Origin of the sequence: Paenibacillus lutrae, from assembly GCF_009757775.1 — a bacterium.
In the GTDB taxonomy this organism is placed as follows: Bacteria; Bacillota; Bacilli; order Paenibacillales; family NBRC-103111; genus Paenibacillus_F; species Paenibacillus_F lutrae.
The window spans coordinates 144861-166244 of the sequence record NZ_RHLK01000008.1; the positions used below are offsets into that span (position 1 = coordinate 144861).

Annotated in this window: 15 protein-coding genes and 1 pseudogene; 12 read left to right on the forward strand and 4 right to left on the reverse strand. The window is 52.7% G+C overall.

Translation table 11 applies throughout. The features are described 5' to 3' along the window. The first annotated feature begins 27 nt into the window (after window positions 1-27). From dnaE to EDM21_RS15500, 8 genes and pseudogenes are all read left to right on the forward strand, one after another. Window positions 28-4236 (forward strand): DNA polymerase III subunit alpha, encoded by a 4209-nt coding sequence (dnaE, locus tag EDM21_RS15465; protein WP_157336816.1) that lies wholly within the window; start codon window positions 28-30, stop codon window positions 4234-4236. Between the two features lie 120 nt (window positions 4237-4356). Continuing rightward, a pseudogene (locus EDM21_RS15470) lies at window positions 4357-4858 on the forward strand (phosphatidylglycerophosphatase A). Window positions 4859-5316: 458 nt separating this feature from the next. Beyond that, a complete protein-coding gene (locus EDM21_RS15475; RefSeq protein ID WP_157336818.1) occupies window positions 5317-5505 on the forward strand; it encodes a glutamate decarboxylase in 189 nt (62 codons plus the stop codon). A gap of 86 nt (window positions 5506-5591) precedes the next feature. Then, complete coding sequence (gene accD / locus EDM21_RS15480) at window positions 5592-6458, forward strand: acetyl-CoA carboxylase, carboxyltransferase subunit beta (protein WP_166542035.1); 867 nt, start codon at window positions 5592-5594, stop codon at window positions 6456-6458. Next, entirely contained in the window at window positions 6448-7422 is a 975-nt protein-coding gene (gene accA, locus EDM21_RS15485) for an acetyl-CoA carboxylase carboxyl transferase subunit alpha (protein WP_157336820.1), read from the forward strand. Before accD ends, accA begins: the two co-directional genes overlap by 11 nt. Then, window positions 7415-9175, forward strand: coding sequence for a pyruvate kinase (gene pyk, locus EDM21_RS15490; protein ID WP_157336822.1), 1761 nt, complete (start codon window positions 7415-7417; stop codon window positions 9173-9175). The genes accA and pyk overlap by 8 nt, the downstream gene beginning before the upstream one ends. Window positions 9176-9328: 153 nt before the next feature. Beyond that, window positions 9329-9760 (forward strand): acyl-CoA thioesterase, encoded by a 432-nt coding sequence (locus tag EDM21_RS15495; RefSeq protein WP_157336824.1) that lies wholly within the window; start codon window positions 9329-9331, stop codon window positions 9758-9760. A gap of 6 nt (window positions 9761-9766) precedes the next feature. Next, window positions 9767-10162 (forward strand): FxsA family protein, encoded by a 396-nt coding sequence (locus EDM21_RS15500; RefSeq protein ID WP_157336826.1) that lies wholly within the window; start codon window positions 9767-9769, stop codon window positions 10160-10162. Window positions 10163-10212: 50 nt separating this feature from the next. Here the strand turns inward: EDM21_RS15500 and ytvI are convergent, their stop codons facing one another. Both ytvI and EDM21_RS15510 read right to left on the reverse strand, forming a co-directional pair. Next, entirely contained in the window at window positions 10213-11346 is a 1134-nt protein-coding gene (gene ytvI, locus EDM21_RS15505) for a sporulation integral membrane protein YtvI (RefSeq protein ID WP_157336828.1), read from the reverse strand. 407 nt (window positions 11347-11753) lie between these two features. Further along, window positions 11754-13280, reverse strand: coding sequence for a Ppx/GppA family phosphatase (locus EDM21_RS15510; RefSeq protein WP_157336830.1), 1527 nt, complete (start codon window positions 13278-13280; stop codon window positions 11754-11756). Between the two features lie 264 nt (window positions 13281-13544). Between EDM21_RS15510 and citZ the strand changes: the two genes are divergently transcribed. The 3 genes from citZ to mdh all read left to right on the forward strand — a co-directional run bounded on the left by citZ (window position 13545) and on the right by mdh (window position 17187). Next, the gene (gene citZ, locus EDM21_RS15515) at window positions 13545-14657 is read left to right on the forward strand and encodes a citrate synthase (protein WP_157336832.1); all 1113 of its coding nucleotides are present in this window, start codon (window positions 13545-13547) and stop codon (window positions 14655-14657) included. 131 nt (window positions 14658-14788) lie between these two features. After that, entirely contained in the window at window positions 14789-16087 is a 1299-nt protein-coding gene (gene icd / locus EDM21_RS15520) for an NADP-dependent isocitrate dehydrogenase (RefSeq protein ID WP_157336833.1), read from the forward strand. Window positions 16088-16242: 155 nt separating this feature from the next. Next, a complete protein-coding gene (mdh, locus tag EDM21_RS15525; protein ID WP_157336835.1) occupies window positions 16243-17187 on the forward strand; it encodes a malate dehydrogenase in 945 nt (314 codons plus the stop codon). Window positions 17188-17377: 190 nt separating this feature from the next. On the opposite strand, the gene yfbR is transcribed toward mdh, so the two are convergent. Together yfbR and EDM21_RS15535 are read right to left on the reverse strand one after the other, a co-directional pair. Next, window positions 17378-17965: a 5'-deoxynucleotidase gene (gene yfbR, locus EDM21_RS15530; RefSeq protein WP_157336907.1), complete on the reverse strand. Its 588-nt coding sequence runs from the start codon at window positions 17963-17965 to the stop codon at window positions 17378-17380. Window positions 17966-18239: 274 nt separating this feature from the next. Beyond that, the gene (locus tag EDM21_RS15535; protein WP_157336837.1) at window positions 18240-19412 is read right to left on the reverse strand and encodes a polysaccharide deacetylase family protein; all 1173 of its coding nucleotides are present in this window, start codon (window positions 19410-19412) and stop codon (window positions 18240-18242) included. A gap of 149 nt (window positions 19413-19561) precedes the next feature. On the opposite strand from EDM21_RS15535, the gene EDM21_RS15540 reads away from it, so the two are divergent. Beyond that, entirely contained in the window at window positions 19562-21148 is a 1587-nt protein-coding gene (locus EDM21_RS15540) for a fumarate hydratase (RefSeq protein ID WP_157336839.1), read from the forward strand. Window positions 21149-21384: the final 236 nt, after the last annotated feature.

Consider the following 21384-nt stretch of genomic DNA (forward strand, 5'->3'; position numbering starts at 1 on the left):
AAGGAAAGTTTCGGAGGAGCCGCCATCATGAATTCATTCGTCCATCTGCATGTACATAGTGAATACAGCCTGCTTGACGGTGCCGCACGCATCCACGATCTGGTGGAGACGGCGTCTCAATTTGGCATGAAATCGCTCGCCCTGACGGATCATGGTGTCATGTATGGGGCCATTGCTTTTTATAAAGCCTGTATAGCCAAAGGCATGAAGCCGATCATCGGCTGCGAGGCTTATTTTACCGAGGGATCAATCCGTACGAAAGGGACTCGGCAGGAACAGCCTATCTATCATCTGATTCTTCTAGCTCGTAATATGCAGGGCTATCAGAATCTGATGAAGCTTTGTTCGATCGGTCATTTGCAGGGCTTTCATTATAAGCCGCGGATTGACCATGAGAATCTGGCGAAGCATTCGGAAGGATTAATCTGTCTCAGTTCGTGTTTGGGCGGAGAAGTGTCCCAGCACCTGCTGCACGACCGTAAGGAACAAGCGAAGGCGGCCGCTGAGCGTTACCGGTCTATTTTCGGCGAAGACTTCTACCTGGAAATTCAAGACCATGGCTCCATCGAGCAGAAAAAAGTGATGCAGGGCATGATCGAGCTCAGCCGGGACACCGGTATTCCGCTCATCGCTACCAATGATGTCCACTATGTCAGGCAGCCGGATCATGTCGTACAGGATGTACTGCTGTGTATTGGAACGGGCAAGACGGTGGATGATCCGCAGAGGCTTAAATTTGAGACCAGCCAGTTGTATCTCAAAAGCGAAGAAGAGATGCGCAGTCTGTTTGCCCATGTGCCGGAGGCGCTGGACAACACCGTTCTTGTTGCGGATAAGTGCCGGCTGGAGCTGGAGTTCGGCAAATCGGTGCTGCCGCGTTTTCAGCCGATCCCCGAACAATTGACTGCAGGTGAATATTTGAAAGAGCTGTGCAGAGCAGGGCTTGCCCAGAGGTATGGGAGCCGCGATGGCTGGCAGGACGAAGAGGGGGAATACCGCCGGACTCTTGAGGACCGGCTTGCTTACGAGCTGCGGGTCATCGAGAGTATGGGATTCTCCGATTATTTCCTGATTGTATGGGACTTTATCCGGTTCTCGCATGAGAACGGCATTCTTACCGGGCCCGGCCGTGGTTCTTCTGCAGGAAGTCTGGTTGCCTATGTGCTCAGAATTACGGATGTGGATCCGATCCGCTACAAACTTCTCTTCGAGCGGTTCCTGAATCCGGAGCGGATTACGATGCCGGATATTGATATCGACTTTAATGATGAGCGCCGGGATGAGGTTATCGATTATGTAGTGGCCAAATACGGGCAGCAGCATGTGGCCCAGATTATAACGTTCGGAACGATGGCGGCCAAGGCAGCCGTCCGCGATGTCGGACGTGTGCTTAACGTTCCTTATAATGAAGTGGACCGGGCAGCCAAGATGATACCGGGTCAGCTGGGAATGACACTGGAATCCGCGCTCAAGGTGAACCCTGATTTGAAGGAGCTGGCTGTCAAGCAGCCCAAGACCGGCGAACTGCTGGATATGGCGAAACGTGTCGAAGGAATGCCTCGTCACGCTTCGACACATGCCGCGGGAGTTGTCATATCGCGCGAACCGCTTACGCATTATGTCCCTCTGCAGGAAGGGACCGGACAGACTCCGCTGACCCAATATTCCATGGAGCATCTCGAAGCGATCGGACTGCTGAAGATGGACTTCCTGGGGCTGCGAACACTGTCCATTATTGAACGCACACTCCGTTCGATCGAGGAGCAGGAGGGATTGCGGCTGGATCTCGCCCAGCTGGATATGGATAACGATCCCCTGACTTATGAGCTGCTTAGCCGGGGGGAGACCACCGGAATATTCCAGCTTGAGTCTCCAGGTGTACGGCGGGTACTCAGGGATTTGAAGCCTTCCGGCTTCGAAGATATTGTATCTGTGGTTGCGCTCTACAGGCCGGGCCCGATGGAATTTATACCGCGCTATATAGAATGCAAGCACGGTTTGGCGGAGCCTCAAATACCGCATGAGGCGCTGGTGCCTATTCTCGAGGATACGTACGGAATCATTGTATACCAGGAGCAAATCATGCAGATTGCTTCGGCAATGGCCGGATTTTCACTTGGCGAAGCGGATCTGCTGCGCCGGGCAGTTTCCAAGAAGAAGCGCGAAGTTCTGGATGAGCAGCGCGCGCATTTTGTGGAAGGTAGTCTGGGACAAGGGTTTACCGGTGAAGAAGCGAACCGGGTCTACGATATGATTGTCCGTTTCGCCGATTATGGATTTCCGCGTGCCCATGCTACCGCTTACGGGGTGTTAGCCTTTCAGACGGCTTATTTAAAGACTCATTATCCGCGTCATTTTATGGCTTCAATGCTGACAGCGGTAGTGGGAAATCACCGCAAGACAGCGGAATATGTCGATGAATGTCGTCGTATGAAGCTTGACGTACTGCCGCCCGATGTCAACGAAAGCGGAGTGAATTTCACTCCCGTCGCCTTTACTCTGGGCAGGCTTAATGAATCGGATGAACATATAGCAGCAGAGCCTCCGGCAGAAGAAGAGGACAAGAGCCCGGTAACGTCCGACAGTGAGGCCGGGCAATCCGAAGGGAACGGTGCCAGCCCGAAGCAGCGGAATAACCATGAAGCAGAGCGTGAAGGCCTCCAGTCAGGCGGTATTGCGCAGCAGGGAGAAGGCGGCGGAGCCGCCTCCGCTCCTAAAGGGGCCATCCGTTTCGGTCTCGCAGCTATCAAGAATGTAGGGACCAATGCCATAGAGGCTATTCTGAAGGAACGGCGTCAGAAGCCTTATGAGAGCCTGCTTGATTTCTGCAGGCGTGTAGATTTGCGCGTGTGCAACAAGCGCGTAATTGAGTGCCTGATTCAAGGGGGAGCACTGGACGAACTCCCCGGACACCGTTCGCAGCTCATCGCGATGCTGGACGATACGGTAGATGCAGCTTTGAAGTGGCGCAAAGAGCGGGACGATCTCCAGCTTCACCTGTTCGGATTCGTGGAGGAGCCGAACTGGGAAGTGGAGATACCCGACGTTCCTCCTCTGACCCGCACCCAGCAGCTGGAATACGAACGGGAGCTGTTAGGGCTGTATATTTCGGGACACCCGCTGGATGATCATGAAGATCTGCTCAAAGAGCTTGAAGCGGACCCGCTTCACTATTTGCAGGACTACGCCGATCACAGTGAAGTGATTGTCGCAGGGATGGTCGTAACCAGCAAGACCATTGTGACCAAGAAAGGCCAGCCGATGGCTTTTATGGATCTTGAGGACCGCATTGCGAAGGTGGAAGTCGTGCTTTTCCCGGAAGTATGGAAAAAGCACGCTCCCCTTGTGCAGAAGGGCAGCGTAGTGCTTGTCAAAGGCAAACTTCAGCTGCAGGACGAGGATCCGCCGAAGCTTCTGGCTGAAGCGCTCTGCGCGCCGGAAGATCCGGTTGCGCGCCGCTGGCAGCGGCGGCAGATGCGCCCGGGCGGGCAGCAGTCCGGAGGCCCGCAAGGGCCCGGCGGTACGGCTGCAGGCCAGACGCGGCGGGACCCGGCGGAGCAGCAAGTTGCGGGCAGCGGAGCCGGCGCGGCCTACGGCGGCAGCGGACGCAGCGGATCGAACCGCAGCGAGACTCCGCGGACGGAGGCCCGGGGCGGAGTGAACAGCGCGGAAGGGCCGCGAAGTGATGCGGGAGGCGGAGCGAACCGCAGTGAGGCGCTGCGCAGTGATGCGGGAGGCGGAGTGAGCCGCAGTGAGGCGCTGCGCAGTGATATGCGAGGAGCCGCCTCCCGCAGCGGAGCACCGCACACGGAGGTGCGCGGCCCGGTGCAAGGCGGAGCCGGCAGCGTGCGCGAGGTGGGTGCGCCTGACCGCAGCCGCTATGCCGCCAGCGGGCCTGACCGCGAGGCCACGCCTCGAACCGGCGCGGAGCGGACGTCCGCCTCCGGGCAGGCGGACCGCACACCTGCCGCTCCCGCTCACCGGGAGCGGGCGAGCACACCCGCGGCCAGGCAGCGGGTGTACGTGAAGATTGCGGCTCATCTCGAAGAGCCGCAGAAGCTTGTGAAACTGCAGGAGCTGCTGCAGCTTCACGGCGGCCCGCTCGAAGTCGTGCTGTTCTACGAGCGGACCCAGCGGCTGCTGGCGCTAAGCGGGCAATACCGCGTGAAGCCGTCGCCGGAATTGTTCGCAGCCGTTGAACAAATCATGGGTAAAGATTGTGTCAAAGTGAAGTAAACATTTCCCTCCCCGAATAAAATGATAGAACCCGCTGGAGTCTGCCGCTTGTCCCAAGATGGAGCCGAGGGCGGGGGATGAGGGAGGGATGCAGGCGCGAATGCGACACTGGTGCTGCGCATGCTGGATAGCCGAGGCGTTACGGCTGATGATATAGCCGACATCGTATACCAGCTGCAAAAGCCTTATAGCGATGCCTTAACCCTGAGTCATGCCTGGAGAGCGTCTTGACGGTGCTGACTAAGTGTGAAGTGCAGTACACCCTGCTTACCCGAATCGCACTCGACGAGCTGGCAAGCGCAAGCTGCTCCTTGAGCCGCTTCAGAGCATTCTGGACGCTGACGAGCCGCTGTACGGAGTGGATGGAACGATGGCGCTTGGAATTGTTCATGTGTACGGAATGATAGGTCTTACCAGTTTCGGTTATCTGGATAAGCAGAAGTCCGGCATTATCCGTGCTTTGAAGGATCATCCGCAGCAAATCCATGTGTTCCTCGACGATCTGATTGCCGCTCTGGCGGCTGCAGCTTCCGCGAGAATCGCCCATCAGAATCAGCCGGCGGCCTGCTATCCCGGGGAACGGGTAGAAGATGGACCCGGTGGAGCTGTTCTCGGATTATAGCGGAATTTGTCGCTGCGCTGCCATCAAGAAGAGGTGCCCGGCAAGCTGATTATACCCCGGTATGTATAGTGGCTTCTTTTCGTTCAGGAGAGCGGTTATATAAAGTCTGAAACCAACCAGGCTATACGAGAGTATATAGCAGAGTAGAATCTTTCTCTCGTTCTTGGGTGCTCAAGAAATCCGGAGACTTCAGCACAGCCTTCGGGTGTGTGGGGAGTCTTTTTTTGCCGGATAAGATTGTGGGTTATACCGTTCCTGTAGGGCAGTTGGCTGCGCTGAACCCGTTCTCAAGCCCGATGAAGTAAACAACCCTTCCTTGCGGTAAAAAGAAAGGTTGTGTTATCATTATTCCATTGTATAGACTTGAGAGAACGGAAAGTCGTTTAAGCGCGCTGCAGCGCCATCGATTGTTGGGCATTCATTTATAACCCGGGCAATCTTGAGGAGGTATATATTTCGTGTGGACCGTGATTTATATCGCCCCCACTCCCAAAATCGCGGAGCGTATTAAACAAAGTTTGTCGGAGGAGGGTTTTCTGGTCCAAATCCGGGCGATCAACATGACCAAAAACCAGTTTGAAATCGTGGTTCCTGAGGGTGAAGTGGAAGAGGTACAGGAAGTGCTCAACACCATTTTACATCGCTGACCGCAGCGGCTGCAGGGGCGTTATTGAACTGACGCCTGCATGGATGAATAGCTGGAGCGGATATTGTAAGCCAAAGAGGTGCGAATGTGTTAAAGGATCTTTTTCAAAAACGCAAATATGCAACCATCCCTTCTGAAAAAACGAAACGCGAAATACCCGAAGGGCTGATGAATAAATGTCCGCGCTGCGGAACGATTCAATACAGCAAAGAGCTTGAGAAGAATTTGAAAGTATGTACATCCTGCAATTATCATTACAAACTAAACGCGCTTGAACGTGTGGCGATGACTCTCGACGAGGGCCGTCTGTTCGAGTACGATGACAACATGGTTTCGGAGGACCCCCTTCAATTTCCGGATTATGAAGCCAAACTGAGCAAAGCAAAGGATAAATCAGGGCTGAAAGATGCGATTGTGACCGGGGAAGGAACCATCGGAGGCTATCCGGTCGTATTCGGAGCGATGAGCTTTGATTTTATGGGCGGATCTTTGGGTTCTGTTGTCGGGGAGAAATTAACGCGCGCTATTGAAAACGCTGTACAGAAAAACTACCCGTTGGTTCTGTTCTCGACTTCGGGCGGGGCCCGTATGCAGGAAAGTATTCTGAGCCTCATGCAAATGGCCAAAACGAGTGCGGCTATCTCCCGTCTGGATGAATCGGGCGGTCTGTTTATCTCGGTCATTACGGATCCGACATTCGGTGGTGTATCGGCCAGTTTTGCCATGCTTGGAGATATTATTATAGCGGAGCCTGCGACCTCTTTCGGTTTTACAGGCCGCCGTGTTATTGAGCAGACAATCAAGCAGAAACTGCCGGATAATTTTCAGACTGCGGAATTCAACCTCCAGCATGGACAGCTTGATAAGGTCGTAGCCCGCAAGGATCTTCGTGCTACATTGACCAAGCTGCTTGATCTGCATGCAGGAAAGGGGGATGCGAATTATGGCGAGTGAAATGTCATTTGAGCAGCCGTTAGTGGAACTGCGCAGCAAAATTGATGAGCTTAAGAAATTCGGAGAAGATAAGAACATCGATTTCACCGAAGAAATCAAGCGGCTGGAGGAACGTTACAAGCAGCTCGAAGAAGAGCTGTATACGACGATATCCGCCTCGGAGAAGATGCAGCTGGCCAGACATACGCAGCGTCCGACTACAATCGATTACATACAAACGATTTTTACTGATTTTGTTGAGCTTCACGGGGACCGTTTGTACGGGGATGATCTGGCTATTGTAGGCGGTGTCGCCAAACTGGACGGGCTGGCTGTTACAGTGGTCGGGCATCAGAAAGGGAAGGACACGAAGGACAATATTGCCCGTAATTTCGGGTGCCCTCATCCCGAAGGATTTCGTAAAGCGCTTCGTCTGATGCGTCAGGCGGACAAGTTTCGCCGGCCTATCATTACGTTTATCGATACCAAGGGGGCTTATCCCGGGAATGCTGCGGAAGAGCGCGGCCAGGGTGAAGCTATAGCCCGGAATCTGCTGGCTATGGCCGGCTTTCGCGTGCCTATCGTCTGCATCGTGATCGGTGAAGGCGGAAGCGGCGGAGCATTGGCGCTGGGGCTGGGCAACCGGGTTCTGATGCTTGAGAATGCGATCTATTCAGTCATCAGCCCTGAAGGGGCCGCAGCGATCCTGTACAACGATGCTACCAAATCACTGCAGGCGGCAGAAGCTATGAAAATCACAGCCAAACAAATTGCGGAGCTGGGTGTTATCGATGGAATTGTTCCTGAACCTCAGGGAGGCGCCCATCGTGATTTAGAGCTCCAGTCCACACATATAAAGTCGGCGATTCTGGAGCATCTGCAGCCGCTGTTAGCCATGTCCGCAGAAGAATTAAAAGACGAAAGATACGAGAAATTCAGACAAATCGGCAGATATACATTCACTCAGGAGGGTAATCATGCGTAAGACAAAAATTGTATGTACCATAGGACCGGCAAGCGAATCGAAGGAAAACCTCAAGAAGCTGATCGAAGCGGGAATGAACGTCATGAGACTGAACTTTTCTCATGGCGATTTTGAAGAACACGGCAATCGGATCAAGAATATCCGTGCAGCGTGTGAAGAGCTTGGCGACCGTAATGTCTCCATTCTTCTGGACACCAAAGGACCGGAAATCCGGCTTGGCAAGCTGAAGGAAGAGCCTATCGAGCTAATCGCGGGCGATACGATTACTCTTACAACAGAAGAAATTCTCGGTGACCGTGAACGCGTGTCCGTAACTTATGACGGCCTTGCAAATGACGTAACCCCAGGCTGCATTATTCTGATTGATGACGGTCTGATCGGCCTTACTGTAGAAGAAGTAAACGGACCGGATATTAAGTGCCGGATCGTAAACAGCGGCCCTATCAAGAGCAAAAAAGGCGTAAACGTTCCGGGTGTAAGCATATCCTTGCCGGGTATCACGGAAAAAGACGCGAACGATATTATTTTCGGAATCGAGCAGGGCATCGACTTTATTGCGGCTTCTTTTGTTCGTAAAGCAAGCGATGTACTGGAAATCCGTGAACTGCTGGAGCGTCACAACGCTTCTCATATTCAGATTATCTCGAAGATCGAGAACCAGGAAGGCGTAGACAACCTGGACGAAATTCTGGAAGTATCGGACGGCCTGATGGTAGCTCGTGGAGACCTCGGCGTCGAGATCCCGCCGGAAGATGTGCCGATCGTACAGAAGCATATGATTAAGAAATGTAATCTTGTCGGTAAACCGGTCATTACCGCGACGATGATGCTTGACTCCATGCAGCGCAACCCGCGTCCTACCCGCGCTGAGTCCAGTGACGTAGCCAATGCCGTATTTGACGGTTCCGATGCGGTTATGCTGTCAGGTGAAACAGCGGCAGGTAAATACCCGGTTGAAGCCGTTCTGACGATGGCACGTATTGCAGAGCGCGCGGAGCAGGCACTGGATTACCGTGAACTGTTCGTACGTCAGGCGCAGGCGCTCCAGACTTCCGTAACGGAATCGATTTCCCAGTCCGTAACGAATGCTGCGCTTGAGCTGGATTCCAAAGCGATCATCACAGCTACCGAGAGCGGTTATACGGCGAGAATGGTTTCCAAGTATCGCCCTAAAGCCCCAATCGTAGCCGTAACCCGCAACCGTCATATCATGCGCCGTTTGAACCTGGTATGGGGCGTTCAGCCTGTACTTCTCCATGAGAATGCCCAGACTACGGACGAGCTCTTCGAGCAGGCAGTAGATGCAAGCATCCGTGAAGGCCACGTCGATCTCGGAGACATCGTCATCATCACGGCTGGAGTGCCGATCGGCAACGCAGGCGCAACGAACCTGATGAAAGTTCATCAGGTTGGCGAGATGATCGCCAGAGGTACAGGGATCGGTACGCAGCATGCCCAAGGCATTGTTGTTACAGCTGAAACGGCGGATGAAGCGGTGAGCAAGATGAAAGACGGCGCCATTCTCGTCACCCGTACCACGGACAAGGAATACATGCCGGCAATCGAACGTGCCGCCGGACTGATTACGGAAGTCGGCGGAATTACATCGCACGCTGCGGTAGTGGCTCTGAGCCTTGGAATCCCGGTTATCGTAGGTGTGGATCGTGCTGTCGAGCTGATCAAAGACGATATCGAAGTCACGATTTATCCGGAAGTTGGCATTGTTTACTCCGGGCGTGCACGTGTACTTTAAGTTTTGAGTTTGGAAAGTAGAGCTGGCTCTGCCGGCTTATTCTAAAGAGAGGAGTGGATTCGCAGGTGCGAATTCACTCTTTTTTGCAGATAAGGATCGGTGCGGGAGCAGCGGTACAACATAAGGTGAATACAGCACATGGAGGTTGTTTGTATGAAGGAGAATGAAGCGGCTACCGGGCAGGAGTGGTTTACGCAAACACTCAGAGTCCGGTACCAGGAGACCGATCAAATGGGCGTGGTTTACCATGCGAACTATTTGACCTGGCTTGAAATCGCAAGGACGGAGTATATCCGTAGTAAAGGTTTTACCTACAAAACAATAGAGGATCTGGGTCTGATGCTTCCGGTTGTCGGAGCAGAGCTCAAGTACATCAGTCCGGCCCGGTATGACGATGAAATTACCCTTGCTGCGCGTATTGTTGAGCAAAGTCCGGTAAAACTTGAATTCGGCTATGAGGTCCGCCGGCAGGAGCAACTGCTTGTTACCGGGACAACCCGCCACGTTTGGGTGAATCTTTCTTGGAAGCCTGTACGTATAAATAGAGAAGCACCGGATTTATATCGATGGCTGCAAGGAGGTTGATGACCGTTGTTGCGTAAGGTACTCGCTGTAATCCTGCTGGTTCCTGTTCTTGAGATTGCGCTGCTTATTGGTATGGTGAGTCTCGCCGGGGGCTGGTTTACATTCACATGGATTCTTGTGACCGCTCTAATCGGAGCTTTATTGGTCAAAAGAGAAGCCCGCAGAATAAGCTCTTATAGAAAAAGCCAAGTGACGGTAATTCAGAATCCGGCGGATTCGATCATCGACAGCCTAAGCTTTTTCATTGGCGGTCTGCTGCTGATTATTCCGGGATTTCTGACGGATCTGGTCGGGGTTCTGCTCATTCTTCCGTTCACCCGCCCTCTTTTTAAGGTGGGGATGGTGTACCTGCTGCAGAAACTGATGCGCGGCGGTAATTTTACGTTCATCAACCGGCGCTAATGAGTTAACAGACGCAAGGACTTATCGTTATATATCAAAAAAAAGGCCCGTCAGCGAACTTCTGCGTTCGCTTCGGAGCCTTTTTTGATGTAAGTGACAATGTCATGAAAAACATGGGCACGGTAGATGGCGGTCATAACGACCATAAGTACGGGGCCGAGAATAAGGCCGATAAAGCCGAAGAGCTTTAGTCCCACGAACAGGGCGATCAGGGCGGCCAGCGGATCCAGACCGACACTGGAAGCCAGTACTTTGGGCTCCATAATCTGCCTTACGATGACGATTAAGCCGTACAGGACGGATAAGCCTATCCCCAGATAGACATTGCCCGAGAAGAAGGCGTAAATGATCCAGGGGACCATGACCGCTCCCGTACCGAGGTAAGGCATCAGATCACACAGCCCGATCAGCAGGCCGATCGTAATGGCGTAGTCAACCCGCAGAATCAGCAGACCTATAATAACCGCTAAGGCGGTCAAAGAGACAAGGATGAGCTGAGCTTTGAGAAAGCCGAAAAGAGCCTTGTGCAGGTCGCCGCTTATTAAGCGCACGGCTTTGCGGGCCGTTTCGGGGATAATTGCGGTATAACGCATTACAATCAAGTACCAGTCTTTGCTGATAAAAAAGGTCGCAAGCAGGACGATGATGGCCACGGTTGCAATGTTGGGCAGGGATTGAACGATACTGATCAGGGAGTTAACGATGGCCTTCACAGCATTGGAGCTGAAGTCTGCAACCGTTCCGGTCACCGAACTCAAATTGGTGCTCAGGTCAAGATTGTTGCTTTTCATAAAATTATTCAGTTGGCCTATAACCCCCTGAAACCAGGAGGAGTTCCAGAAGTTGGCTGCCTTATCTCCCCATGTATTGATGTTGTTCTGCAAATTAACGGCAAGAGCGCCGAGTTCTACGATCACTTTGGTAACCAGCAAAGTCACTGCAGTGACGGTCAGTGCAATGAGAATCAAAATAACCGTGGTGACGGATAACCAGCGCGGGAATTTGGCTCGTCGCTGCAGCAGATTGATGACAGGGTTAAGCAGATAAGCAAGCAGCCATCCGAGTATGAACGGATATACGAGCGGGGTTACGTAACGTGCTGCCCACCAGCCGAAGTATAGCAGCGCTGCCACCAGGGCTCCGCGGAAAATTTGATGCAGCAGATAGGGATTGAATACTCTCATTTGGCTTCCTCTTTCTCATGCGGATGAGATTCTGGACAATCGCAACGATAGTCAGATGGCTCATTGGATGTGTATCGATGTTCAGGAGGGTACGCTCCTGTATGTAAGAGCAGGAATCTGCAGGACGGAAAGAATCTGCATTCTTTCATTATGTGTAGATGGGGCTGCTTACTAAACATACCCTCAAAACGGCTCTAGTGAATCTGGTCGGCTGATGGTTTTTGTATCAGATTAGCAGAGTCAGAGGAACAACTTAGGGCTTATCAGCAAAAACCGGATGGACGGATGCTACGTGCCCGTTTGTTTTTCATGAAGGGCGGGGGTGAGCTTCCACTCAGGTAGAAAGAAATGGACCGGCTGGTTAAGCTGGATTAGCGCTGTGTACGGATTCATAAAGGAACCGCGAGTCAGGAGCGGGAGCTTTGTACGAAAGCCTTGTAAGGCCAGTATTTGGCGAACTCTGCCGCCGTCTCCTCTATATGAAGGAGTTCCGAAGGGTCCTGTTCTCTCAGGCTCAGATTCAGATGAAGACAGGACCCTGTGATCTCTACTTTCAGTCCGGATATATTGCCTGTCTCTCCATAGTCCAAGGAAGAGGCCAACCGGAGGAGGGAACCCAATTTCACGGCGCATTCCACATCTGACTGGTGCAGAAGTTTCTCGAACGGCAGAGCCTGCTGTCGGGTGCGCTTGGAGTTCTTGAATGTGGCGATCATGGCGCACAGGATCGTCTCTCTATGACTTAAGCCGTCAATGCGCGACTCTGTAATCATGTGAAAGGTATGCCGCGCATGCTGATAGCTGCTGATGGCAAAGCCGATCCGCTGCATAAGGGCGGACGCCTCCAGAAGCGAGCGGTGACGAGGCTGGAGCAGAGGGGAGGCGGGCGCTACCGCATCGAACAGGATGGCGGCATGGGCCGCGGCTCTGCGCACATAATCGTGAGGCTGCGGGGTGTACAGGTTCATCATATTCTCTATGCTGAAGCGGAGTACGTCTTCAATCGGCAGGCGGTCTCCCATAGCCGCTTCGAAGTAGAGGCCGTCCCTGAGGCCTGCACTGCTGACTATCAGCCTGGAGGCGTCCAGACGCTGGTATATGGCCTGCAGCAGGACGACGCCGGTAACAATAATGTCCGCTCGGCCTTTGGACATGCCGTCGAGCTTCTTGCGCTTCTCGATGGGAAGCGAAGGGAGGAGATCAGCGTACTCTCTGAGATCTTCCGCCTGCAGCTCGAAATTGTGCATAACCGGAAGAGGATAATCCGTCCGCTTCTGGATCAGCTTGGCCAGCGCACGGCCGGCGCCGCCCAGACAGACCAGCGGCAGAGCGCGTGCGCTGCCGATCCAGGGATGCTGGTCTATGGCCTGTCCGAGGAGCAGCCGCAGATCGCGGATCCGCTCCTGCCGGACGACTCCGCCGGGCGTGTATTCCCGGGCGGCCGTGACTGCGCCGAACGGGAAGGATACGCTGTCCACCCGTTTGCGGCCGAGAAACAGCGTAATCTCTGTGCTGCCGCCGCCGATATCTACGATAAAACCATCGGGAATATCGAGGGTGTTTACGACCCCGAGGAATCCGAGCCGCGCTTCTTCTTCTCCGGGAAGCACTTCGATGAGGATGCCGGTTCGTTCCGTAAGCTCCCGGGCAATGTCGGCCGAATTAACCGCATTGCGGATGGCCGCGGTCGCGGCAGCTTTCACGTGATCGGTTTCATAGACATCACAGATCCGCCGGAACCTGCGGAGCAGAGGGACGACAGAGAGGATTCCGTCCTCAGTCATGGCCCCGTCTGCACCAATGCGTTCGGCAAGGCGCGCTGTTTCTTTAGTCTCGTGAAGAATGCGATAGGCACCCGAAGGTGCCAGCTCGTAAATGACAAGCCGCACCGAGTTAGAGCCGATATCGATAATGCCGTAGCGAATGTTTTTCATAAGTTAGTCCCCCGGAGGTTGAGAAAGTTTATCGAATATGTGGTATGATAAAAAATGACGAAATTTTGCACGCTCTAATTGTATCAATACAGAGCTTTGACCACAAACAGAGAGCAAGCGTCCGGATTTTCAAGAAGGTTTATTTATGAGAGTGATAATGAAGTTTTATGGCGCTTTTGTTCACTTAATGGTCAAAATACTTTATTATTAGAAGGAAGAGTACTGCAGTTTTTGTCAATCCAGTGAAATAAGGAGAGGTTTTCCATGACAGCTACCAAAGGCTTGGAAGGTATTGTTGCGACAACATCGTCGATAAGCTCCATCGTGGACGGTGTGTTAACTTATCGCGGATTAGATATCGATGATTTGGCTGAAAACGCCTCCTTTGAAGAAGTCATCTACCTGCTTTGGTTCGGTAAATTGCCTAATCAATCCGAATTGGATCAGCTTCGCAGCGACTTAAATGCGAGTTCTGCCATTCCGGATCAGGTACTTGAACAAATTAAATTGTATCCCAAAGATACAAATTCCATGGCAGCACTTCGTACGGCTGTATCCAGCCTAGCCCTATATGATGACGAAGCGAATGATATGAGCCGTGAAGCTAACGTCCGCAAGGCGATTAAGCTGCAGGCGCAAATCCCTACCCTCATTGCCGCATTTGCGCGCATCCGTGAAGGCAAAGAACCTGTCGCCTCCAAAGGATTGCCGTCTCTTGCAGCAAACTTTCTTTATATGCTTACGGGCAAGGAACCCGATGAAACCGCTATCACGGCACTGGATAAGGCGCTTGTCCTTCATGCAGACCATGAACTCAATGCTTCCACTTTTGCGGCTCGTGTAACCGTGGCAACCTTGACAGATATGTATTCCGGCATCACATCGGCTATCGGCGCTCTTAAAGGACCTCTGCACGGAGGAGCGAATGAAGCGGTTATGGCCATGCTCGAAGATATCGGTGAAGTGGAGAACGTTGTTCCTTACATCAACCGTAAGCTGGAGAACAAAGAGAAAATCATGGGCTTCGGACACCGTGTTTATAAGAACGGCGATCCGCGTGCGAAGCATCTCCAGAAGATGTCCCAGCAGCTGACACAATCTACGGGTCTTGGCAAATGGTATCAAATGTCCATTCAAATCGATGAGCTTGTAACGAGCCTCAAAGGATTGAAGCCTAACGTAGACTTTTATTCCGCGTCTGTGTATACGACACTTGGTATTCCTCGTGACCTGTTTACACCGATCTTCGCGATCAGCCGCGCATCCGGATGGACAGCGCACATTCTTGAGCAGTACGATAACAACCGCCTGATCCGTCCGCGCGCCGAATACACAGGCCCTACGAATCAGAAGTATGTTCCGATCAACGAACGTTAATTACTGGCCGGCAACGGGCTTACATAACAGGGACCCGTTTTTTTCCCTTGCCCGGTAATCCGGCTTCTATGTGCGTCCGCACAGAGCCTTTGCTCCCATATAACCCATTATCGATTAGGAGGATTTTTATTATGCCGAAATTTGAAAGCTATGCACTGCCAACTGAAGGTCAGTCCATCACAATTGAGAACGGTAAGCTGAACGTTCCGAATAACCCGATCATTCCATTTATCGAAGGTGACGGAACCGGTCCTGACATCTGGGCGGCTTCCCAGCGCGTTCTGGATGCAGCAGTAGAGAAAGCCTACAATGGCGAGAAGAAAATCGCTTGGTATGAAGTTTTTGCCGGTGAGAAAGCATTCAACCAATATAACAGCTGGCTGCCGAACGATACGCTCGAAGCTATCCGCGAGTATATCGTAGCCATCAAAGGCCCTCTGACTACGCCAGTAGGCGGCGGTATCCGTTCCCTGAACGTTGCGCTTCGTCAAGAGCTGGATCTGTACACTTGCCTGCGTCCTGTTCGTTATTTCAACGGCGTACCTTCACCTGTGAAGCATCCTGAACTCGTAGACATGGTTATTTTCCGTGAGAACACAGAAGACATCTATGCAGGTATCGAGTACCAAGAAGGTTCTGCTGAAGTGAAGAAAGTGATCGAGTTCCTGCAAAAGGAAATGGGCGCTAACAAAATCCGTTTCCCTGAAACTTCCGGTATCGGTATTAAGCCGGTTTCCAAAGAAGGTTCCCAGCGTCTGATCCGTGCTGCGATTGAATATGCAATCAAGCATGGCCGTAAGAGCGTAACGATCGTTCATAAAGGTAACATCATGAAATTTACCGAAGGTGCTTTCAAGAACTGGGGATACGAGCTTGCTGAGCAGGAGTTCGGCGATAAAGTATTCACTTGGGCACAATACGATAAAATCAAAGAAGAGAAAGGTACAGACGCTGCTAACCAGGCTCAGAAAGAAGCTGAAGATGCAGGCAAAATCATCGTGAAAGATGCGATTGCCGACATCGCTCTGCAGCAAGTTCTGACTCGTCCGACCGATTTCGAAGTGATCGCAACTTTGAACCTGAACGGCGACTACCTGTCCGATGCACTGGCAGCACAAGTTGGCGGTATCGGTATCGCACCTGGAGCTAACATTAACTATGTGACAGGACACGCAATCTTCGAAGCGACTCATGGTACAGCTCCGAAATACGCTGGTCTTGACGTAGTTAACCCGGGTTCGGTAATTCTGTCCGGCGTAATGATGCTTGAGCACCTGGGCTGGCAGGAAGCGGCTGACCTGATCTATAAAGGTATCGAGTCCGCTATCGACGCTAAGACCGTTACTTACGACTTCGCACGTCTGATGGATGGCGCTACTAAAATCAAATGCTCCGAGTTCGGTGACGCAATCATCAAGCACATGGGCTAATAGATAACAACGCTTTACGATGGACAACTTCGAGGGACAGGCCGGGTCAGCCCGGCTGTGTCCTTCTAAGTATTTGTGGACTTCAGACCCTTGTTACCAAATACACGCTTACCTTTCATGAAACGGAAGATAAATGAACAGGAGGTTTCACAATTATGGCTATTCGCCGCAATAAAATTACGGTTGTAGGTGCAGGTTTTACGGGAGCGACAACAGCTCTTATGCTGGCTCAAAAGGAACTGGGTGACGTCGTGCTCGTCGATATCCCACAACTAGAAAACCCGACAAAAGGTAAAGCTCTCGACATGATGGAGGCAAGCCCGGTTCAAGGCTTCGACAGCAACATCGTGGGTACGTCTTCTTATGAAGATGCAGCCGGTTCCGATATCGTAATTATTACTGCGGGTATTGCGCGTAAGCCCGGCATGAGCCGTGATGACCTTGTGAATACCAATGCAGGCATTGTAAGATCCGTTTGTGAGAACGTTAAGCAGCATTGTCCGGACTCCATCGTGATTATCCTCAGTAACCCGGTAGATGCGATGACTTATGTGGCTTACGAGGCGCTCGGATTCGAAAAAGAGCGTGTAATCGGCCAATCCGGCGTGCTGGATACGGCACGTTACTGCACATTCATCGCTCAAGAGCTGAACGTCTCGGTGGAAGATGTCCGCGGCTTCGTTCTTGGCGGCCACGGCGACGACATGGTGCCGCTCGTACGTTATTCCAACGTAGGCGGTATTCCGATCGAGAAGCTGATCCCTGCTGAGCGTATCGAAGCGATTGTACAGCGTACTCGTACAGGCGGCGGCGAAATCGTTAACCTGCTCGGTAACGGCAGCGCCTACTATGCTCCTGCAGCTTCTCTGGTTCAAATGGCCGAAGCGATCCTGAAAGATAAGAAGCGTATCATTCCTGCAATCGCTCTTCTGCAAGGCGAATACGGCTATGACGGTCTGTTCATGGGCGTTCCGACTCTGCTTGGCGCAAAAGGAATCGAAAAAGTATTTGAACTCGAACTGACGGGCGAGGAGAAAACAGCACTCGACAAGTCCGCTGATTCCGTTCGCAGCGTAATCAAAGTCGTAACAGGCGCTTAATGGATGGGTCACGTTGCGATCCATAAATAGTACTCAACAGAGAAGAGCCGATTCGGCTCTTTTCTGTTGTCTGCAGATGCAGTACGGGAGTTGCTTGGCCCCGGCACCGGGCAGATAGGATCGTATGCGTATGCTTAGCGATATGGATTTTGCGGATTTTGCTTATAAAAGCATACAAAAAAGCTGTCCGTTATTCGGACAGCTCATCAAGCGTTTTCTCGAGGCTGGGGGCGAGCCGGGTGAGGAAGTAATTCACTTCGGGCATATCCAGCTCTGAGATGGACTGCTCGATCTGTTTCTTGGCGGTGCCGAACTCCCGGTTGCCGGCTGACAGTTCGGCCGTGCATTTCAAGTAGGCGTCAAGCAGATCTGCGGCTTTGACGATCCTGGCGAGCTCTGGATCAGCCGGGCCGCATATGAGCGGCTCATAGGTGCTTCTGAGCTCGCCAGGGATCATGGTAAGCAGCTTGTCTGCCGCAAGCTGCTCGATCTCGCGGAAATTCCGCAGAATGTGCGGATTGTGGTGTTTGACCGGCGTCGGAATGTCGCCGGTAATGACTTCCGTGGCATCATGGAACAATGCCAAGGACACCGCTCTCTCGGTCGGCAGCTGTTTGCCGAATACTTCATTGCCGATGGTGCACAGCACGTGAGTGAGCAGGGATACATGATACGAATGCTCGGCGACATTCTCATATACCGTGCTGCGCATAAGACTCCACCGCTGTATATAACGCAGCCGATACAAATACGCGAAGAAATGATGCTCTGATTCCATATCAGACATGAAAGTGCTCCTTCCCGCTTCTACTGGTATGTGTATAGGTGGTGTGAACCGTACGCAAGCAGCGGTTGCGCGGTTCAGCATGAATTTGTACGGATGGCGGAATCCAGAAGTTTCCTGCAGGAAAGCAGCATACAAGTAAATGACTTGACTGGATGAGAATCGCCGCAGCCGTAACGTAATGACGAGTGTCCGGCACAACGCGGTACGATCCGATGCATCGGGTGTACCGGATCGTACGGGTCTGGATTCCAGTCCTGCCAGGCCGTTATGGACCTGAGGGCGTTTCTGATTGGGCCTGCCTGATTAGGGGCTGTTCCCGCCAATAGATATAGCCGCTTCTGCGGTTGTAGGTAATCTCACGCCCGAGCAGCTTCTGTAGGTCGGGAAGATTAATCCGAAGTACGGACTGCTCCCTGCGGATAGGTTCTTGCAGCTGAACGTTGCCCTCGCCGGATGTGAACAGCTTGCTCCCGACATTGCCGGTCAAGGACCTGTCGCCGAGCCGGACAAGAATAGAGCTGCCGTCATCGACAACAGTTCCGCCCAGCCTGGATGCGGCATCGGCCAGGTCGACTGCGGCGAATGCGTCCGGCCGGGATACTGTCCTGCGCTTCAGCATCGTATGAAGCCTCTCCGGGGTAATCCACGGGCTGCCGGCATTGATGCGCGGAATGCGCATAGGGTCCGCTTCCCGAGTTGCCATCTGCGGGATGATGGTAAAGCCGTAATTGAAGCCTGCCCGGCGGAACAAATCGGCTCCCTCCTCATTGATGATGCCATAAGGATAAGCGACCGTATCTACAGGAAGGTCCTGAAGGGGCTCCAGCTTGTTCGCGCAAGCATTCGCATCCGCCGATATCCTGGTGCGGTACTCGGCATCCGTCTCGCTTCTGCCGTCCAGTGTGTCCCGTCCGACAAGTGCAGCTTCCCCATTAGGAAGCTTACGGTGCGAACCGTCCGTATGGCACTGGACTTCCATGAAGTTCGTTTCCCTGGACATGCGGGCGAGTTCTTCTGCGGACATGGACGGGATATACGTGGACTTCGGATCGGCAAGCGAATCCGTAATCATGAAGTTGACGGCGGGAATGCGAAGCTCCCGCAGAATCGGATAGGCGTTCTTGTAGACGCTCTCGTATCCATCGTCAAAGGTGACGAGTACGGCATTATCGGGCACCGTAGCGCCGTCCATATACTGCTTGAATTCTTGCAGCGAAATAAAATGGTAGCCTTTGCTGAGTAAGAATTGCAATTGATCCCGGAAGAGCTGGCTAGTAATGGTGCTCGTGCTTGTATCCGCATCGTGAATATGATGGTACATCAAGACAGCCACCTGGTCCCGGTACAGCACCTGGTTCCTCTCGGCCTGGGTGGGTACAAGCAGTGCGCCCAGTCCGATCACGGAAAAAAGCAGGGCACTAATAAGTCGTTTGTGCATGGATGGATATGCTCCTTGTTTCTATTATCCTTGATGACAAGCGGTGATAACAGTGTGGTATAATTAAAGTATTGGAATAATGAGTTTTCCTGGACAGGTTCCGGGATGCAGACTCGTAAGATGTGACCAGAGGAGAGGAGATCAACACCATGCAGCAGTTTCTACAAAGTGTATATGACCTGATCGTGGAAACATCCACGAACCTTCCTGCAGACGTTCGCCGGGCGATTCGCCATGCCCGAACTCTGGAGGATCAAGGAACCCGAGCAGCGCTTTCGCTGAGTACGATCGCTCAGAATATTGGTATGGCGGAAGCCAACGTATCTCCGATTTGCCAAGATACGGGAATGCCTACGTTTATTATACACTGTCCGGTTGGAGCTGACCAAATCACGATGAAGCGTCAAATCCGTGAAGCGGTGGCGCAAGCGACCAAAGACAGCAAGCTTCGCACGAACTCGGTCGATTCGCTTACTGGGGAGAATACAGGCGACAACCTGGGACCCGGTACCCCGGTGATTCACTTCGAGCAGTGGGAACGTAACGATATTGAAGTTAAACTTATTCTAAAAGGCGGCGGCTGCGAGAACAAGAACATCCAGTACAGCCTGCCTGCTGAAATTCCGGGCCTCGGCAAAGCCGGCCGGGATCTCGACGGCATCCGCAAATGCGTGATGCATTCCGTGTATCAGGCTCAAGGTCAAGGATGCAGCGCAGGGGTTATCGGCGTCGGCATCGGCGGCGACCGGACCACGGGCTATGAGCTTGCCAAGCATCAGCTTTTCCGCAAGCTGGATGATGTGAATCCGAATGAGGATCTGCGCAAGCTGGAAGATTATGTGATGGAGAATGCCAACAAGCTCGGAATCGGAACAATGGGCTTCGGCGGACAAGTGACCTTACTCGGCTGTAAAGTCGGAGTCATGAACCGTCTGCCGGCGAGCTTCTTCGTATCCGTAGCCTATAACTGCTGGGCATACCGCCGTCAAGGTGTCGTCCTGGATGCTGTGACAGGTGAGATCCGCGAATGGTCTTACGAGCGCGGCTCCGAAGTTCCGATGGAAAACGCGGCGCTCGATCAAGCGGCACCGGTGGAAGAAGCTCCGTCCCCGGCAATCGCAGCTGCCGTACAAGCGGAAGCGCCTGCTCGGCAGCGCGAAATTGTTCTTCAGACTCCGATCAGCGAAGAGCAAATCCGTGAGCTGAAAGTAGGCGATGTGGTCATCATTAACGGTACGATGCACACAGGCCGTGACGCGCTGCACAAATACTTGATGGACCACGATGCTCCGGTGGATCTCAGCGGCGCCGCCATCTATCACTGCGGTCCGGTAATGAGCAAAGACCAGGCAGGCAACTGGCAAGTCCGGGCGGCAGGTCCGACAACCAGTATCCGGGAAGAGCCTTACCAGGGAGATATTATTAAGAAGTTCGGCATCCGCGCTGTCATCGGCAAAGGCGGTATGGGGCCCAAAACGCTCGCCGCTCTTAACGAGCATGGCGGTGTGTATTTGAATGCGATCGGCGGCGCGGCGCAATACTATGCGAGATGTTTTAAGAAGGTTGAGGGTGTAGACTTTATGGAATTCGGTATTCCGGAAGCCATGTGGCACTTGGAGACGGAAGGCTTCGCCGCGATTGTGACGATGGACTCTCACGGTAACAGTCTGCATGCGGATGTGGAGAAGAATTCCCTGCAGAAGCTGGAGCAATTTAAAGAGCCGGTATTCATTTAATAATTGGTAAGATTGGGAATCGGACTTATACGTTGACTAAAAAGTTCTGTATATAAGGAAGCCGGAGGCAATTCGCTTCCGGTTTTCTTGCCATTTACATAATCTTTACTTTTGTTGCCCGCGGCGGGAGCTTACACTTAAGATAGATTTTGTGTGTCTGCAAATACGGTGTAAAGAACGAGAGCTATTGAGGCAGACGCTCGCAAAAAAAGATGATCCCGACGTTTGGAGTGAAG

What these genes read in the sequence shown, in the direction of transcription:
- citZ (WP_157336832.1), top strand. Translation starts at nt 13,545, where the DNA reads ATGACAGCTACCAAAGGCTTGGAAGGTATTGTTGCGACAACATCGTCG.
- icd (WP_157336833.1), top strand. Translation starts at nt 14,789, where the DNA reads ATGCCGAAATTTGAAAGCTATGCACTGCCAACTGAAGGTCAGTCCATC.
- yfbR (WP_157336907.1), bottom strand. Translation starts at nt 17,965, where the DNA reads ATGGAATCAGAGCATCATTTCTTCGCGTATTTGTATCGGCTGCGTTAT.
- EDM21_RS15540 (WP_157336839.1), top strand. Translation starts at nt 19,562, where the DNA reads ATGCAGCAGTTTCTACAAAGTGTATATGACCTGATCGTGGAAACATCC.
- ytvI (WP_157336828.1), bottom strand. Translation starts at nt 11,346, where the DNA reads ATGAGAGTATTCAATCCCTATCTGCTGCATCAAATTTTCCGCGGAGCC.
- dnaE (WP_157336816.1), top strand. Translation starts at nt 28, where the DNA reads ATGAATTCATTCGTCCATCTGCATGTACATAGTGAATACAGCCTGCTT.
- mdh (WP_157336835.1), top strand. Translation starts at nt 16,243, where the DNA reads ATGGCTATTCGCCGCAATAAAATTACGGTTGTAGGTGCAGGTTTTACG.
- EDM21_RS15495 (WP_157336824.1), top strand. Translation starts at nt 9,329, where the DNA reads ATGAAGGAGAATGAAGCGGCTACCGGGCAGGAGTGGTTTACGCAAACA.
- accA (WP_157336820.1), top strand. Translation starts at nt 6,448, where the DNA reads ATGGCGAGTGAAATGTCATTTGAGCAGCCGTTAGTGGAACTGCGCAGC.
- EDM21_RS15535 (WP_157336837.1), bottom strand. Translation starts at nt 19,412, where the DNA reads ATGCACAAACGACTTATTAGTGCCCTGCTTTTTTCCGTGATCGGACTG.
- EDM21_RS15510 (WP_157336830.1), bottom strand. Translation starts at nt 13,280, where the DNA reads ATGAAAAACATTCGCTACGGCATTATCGATATCGGCTCTAACTCGGTG.
- pyk (WP_157336822.1), top strand. Translation starts at nt 7,415, where the DNA reads ATGCGTAAGACAAAAATTGTATGTACCATAGGACCGGCAAGCGAATCG.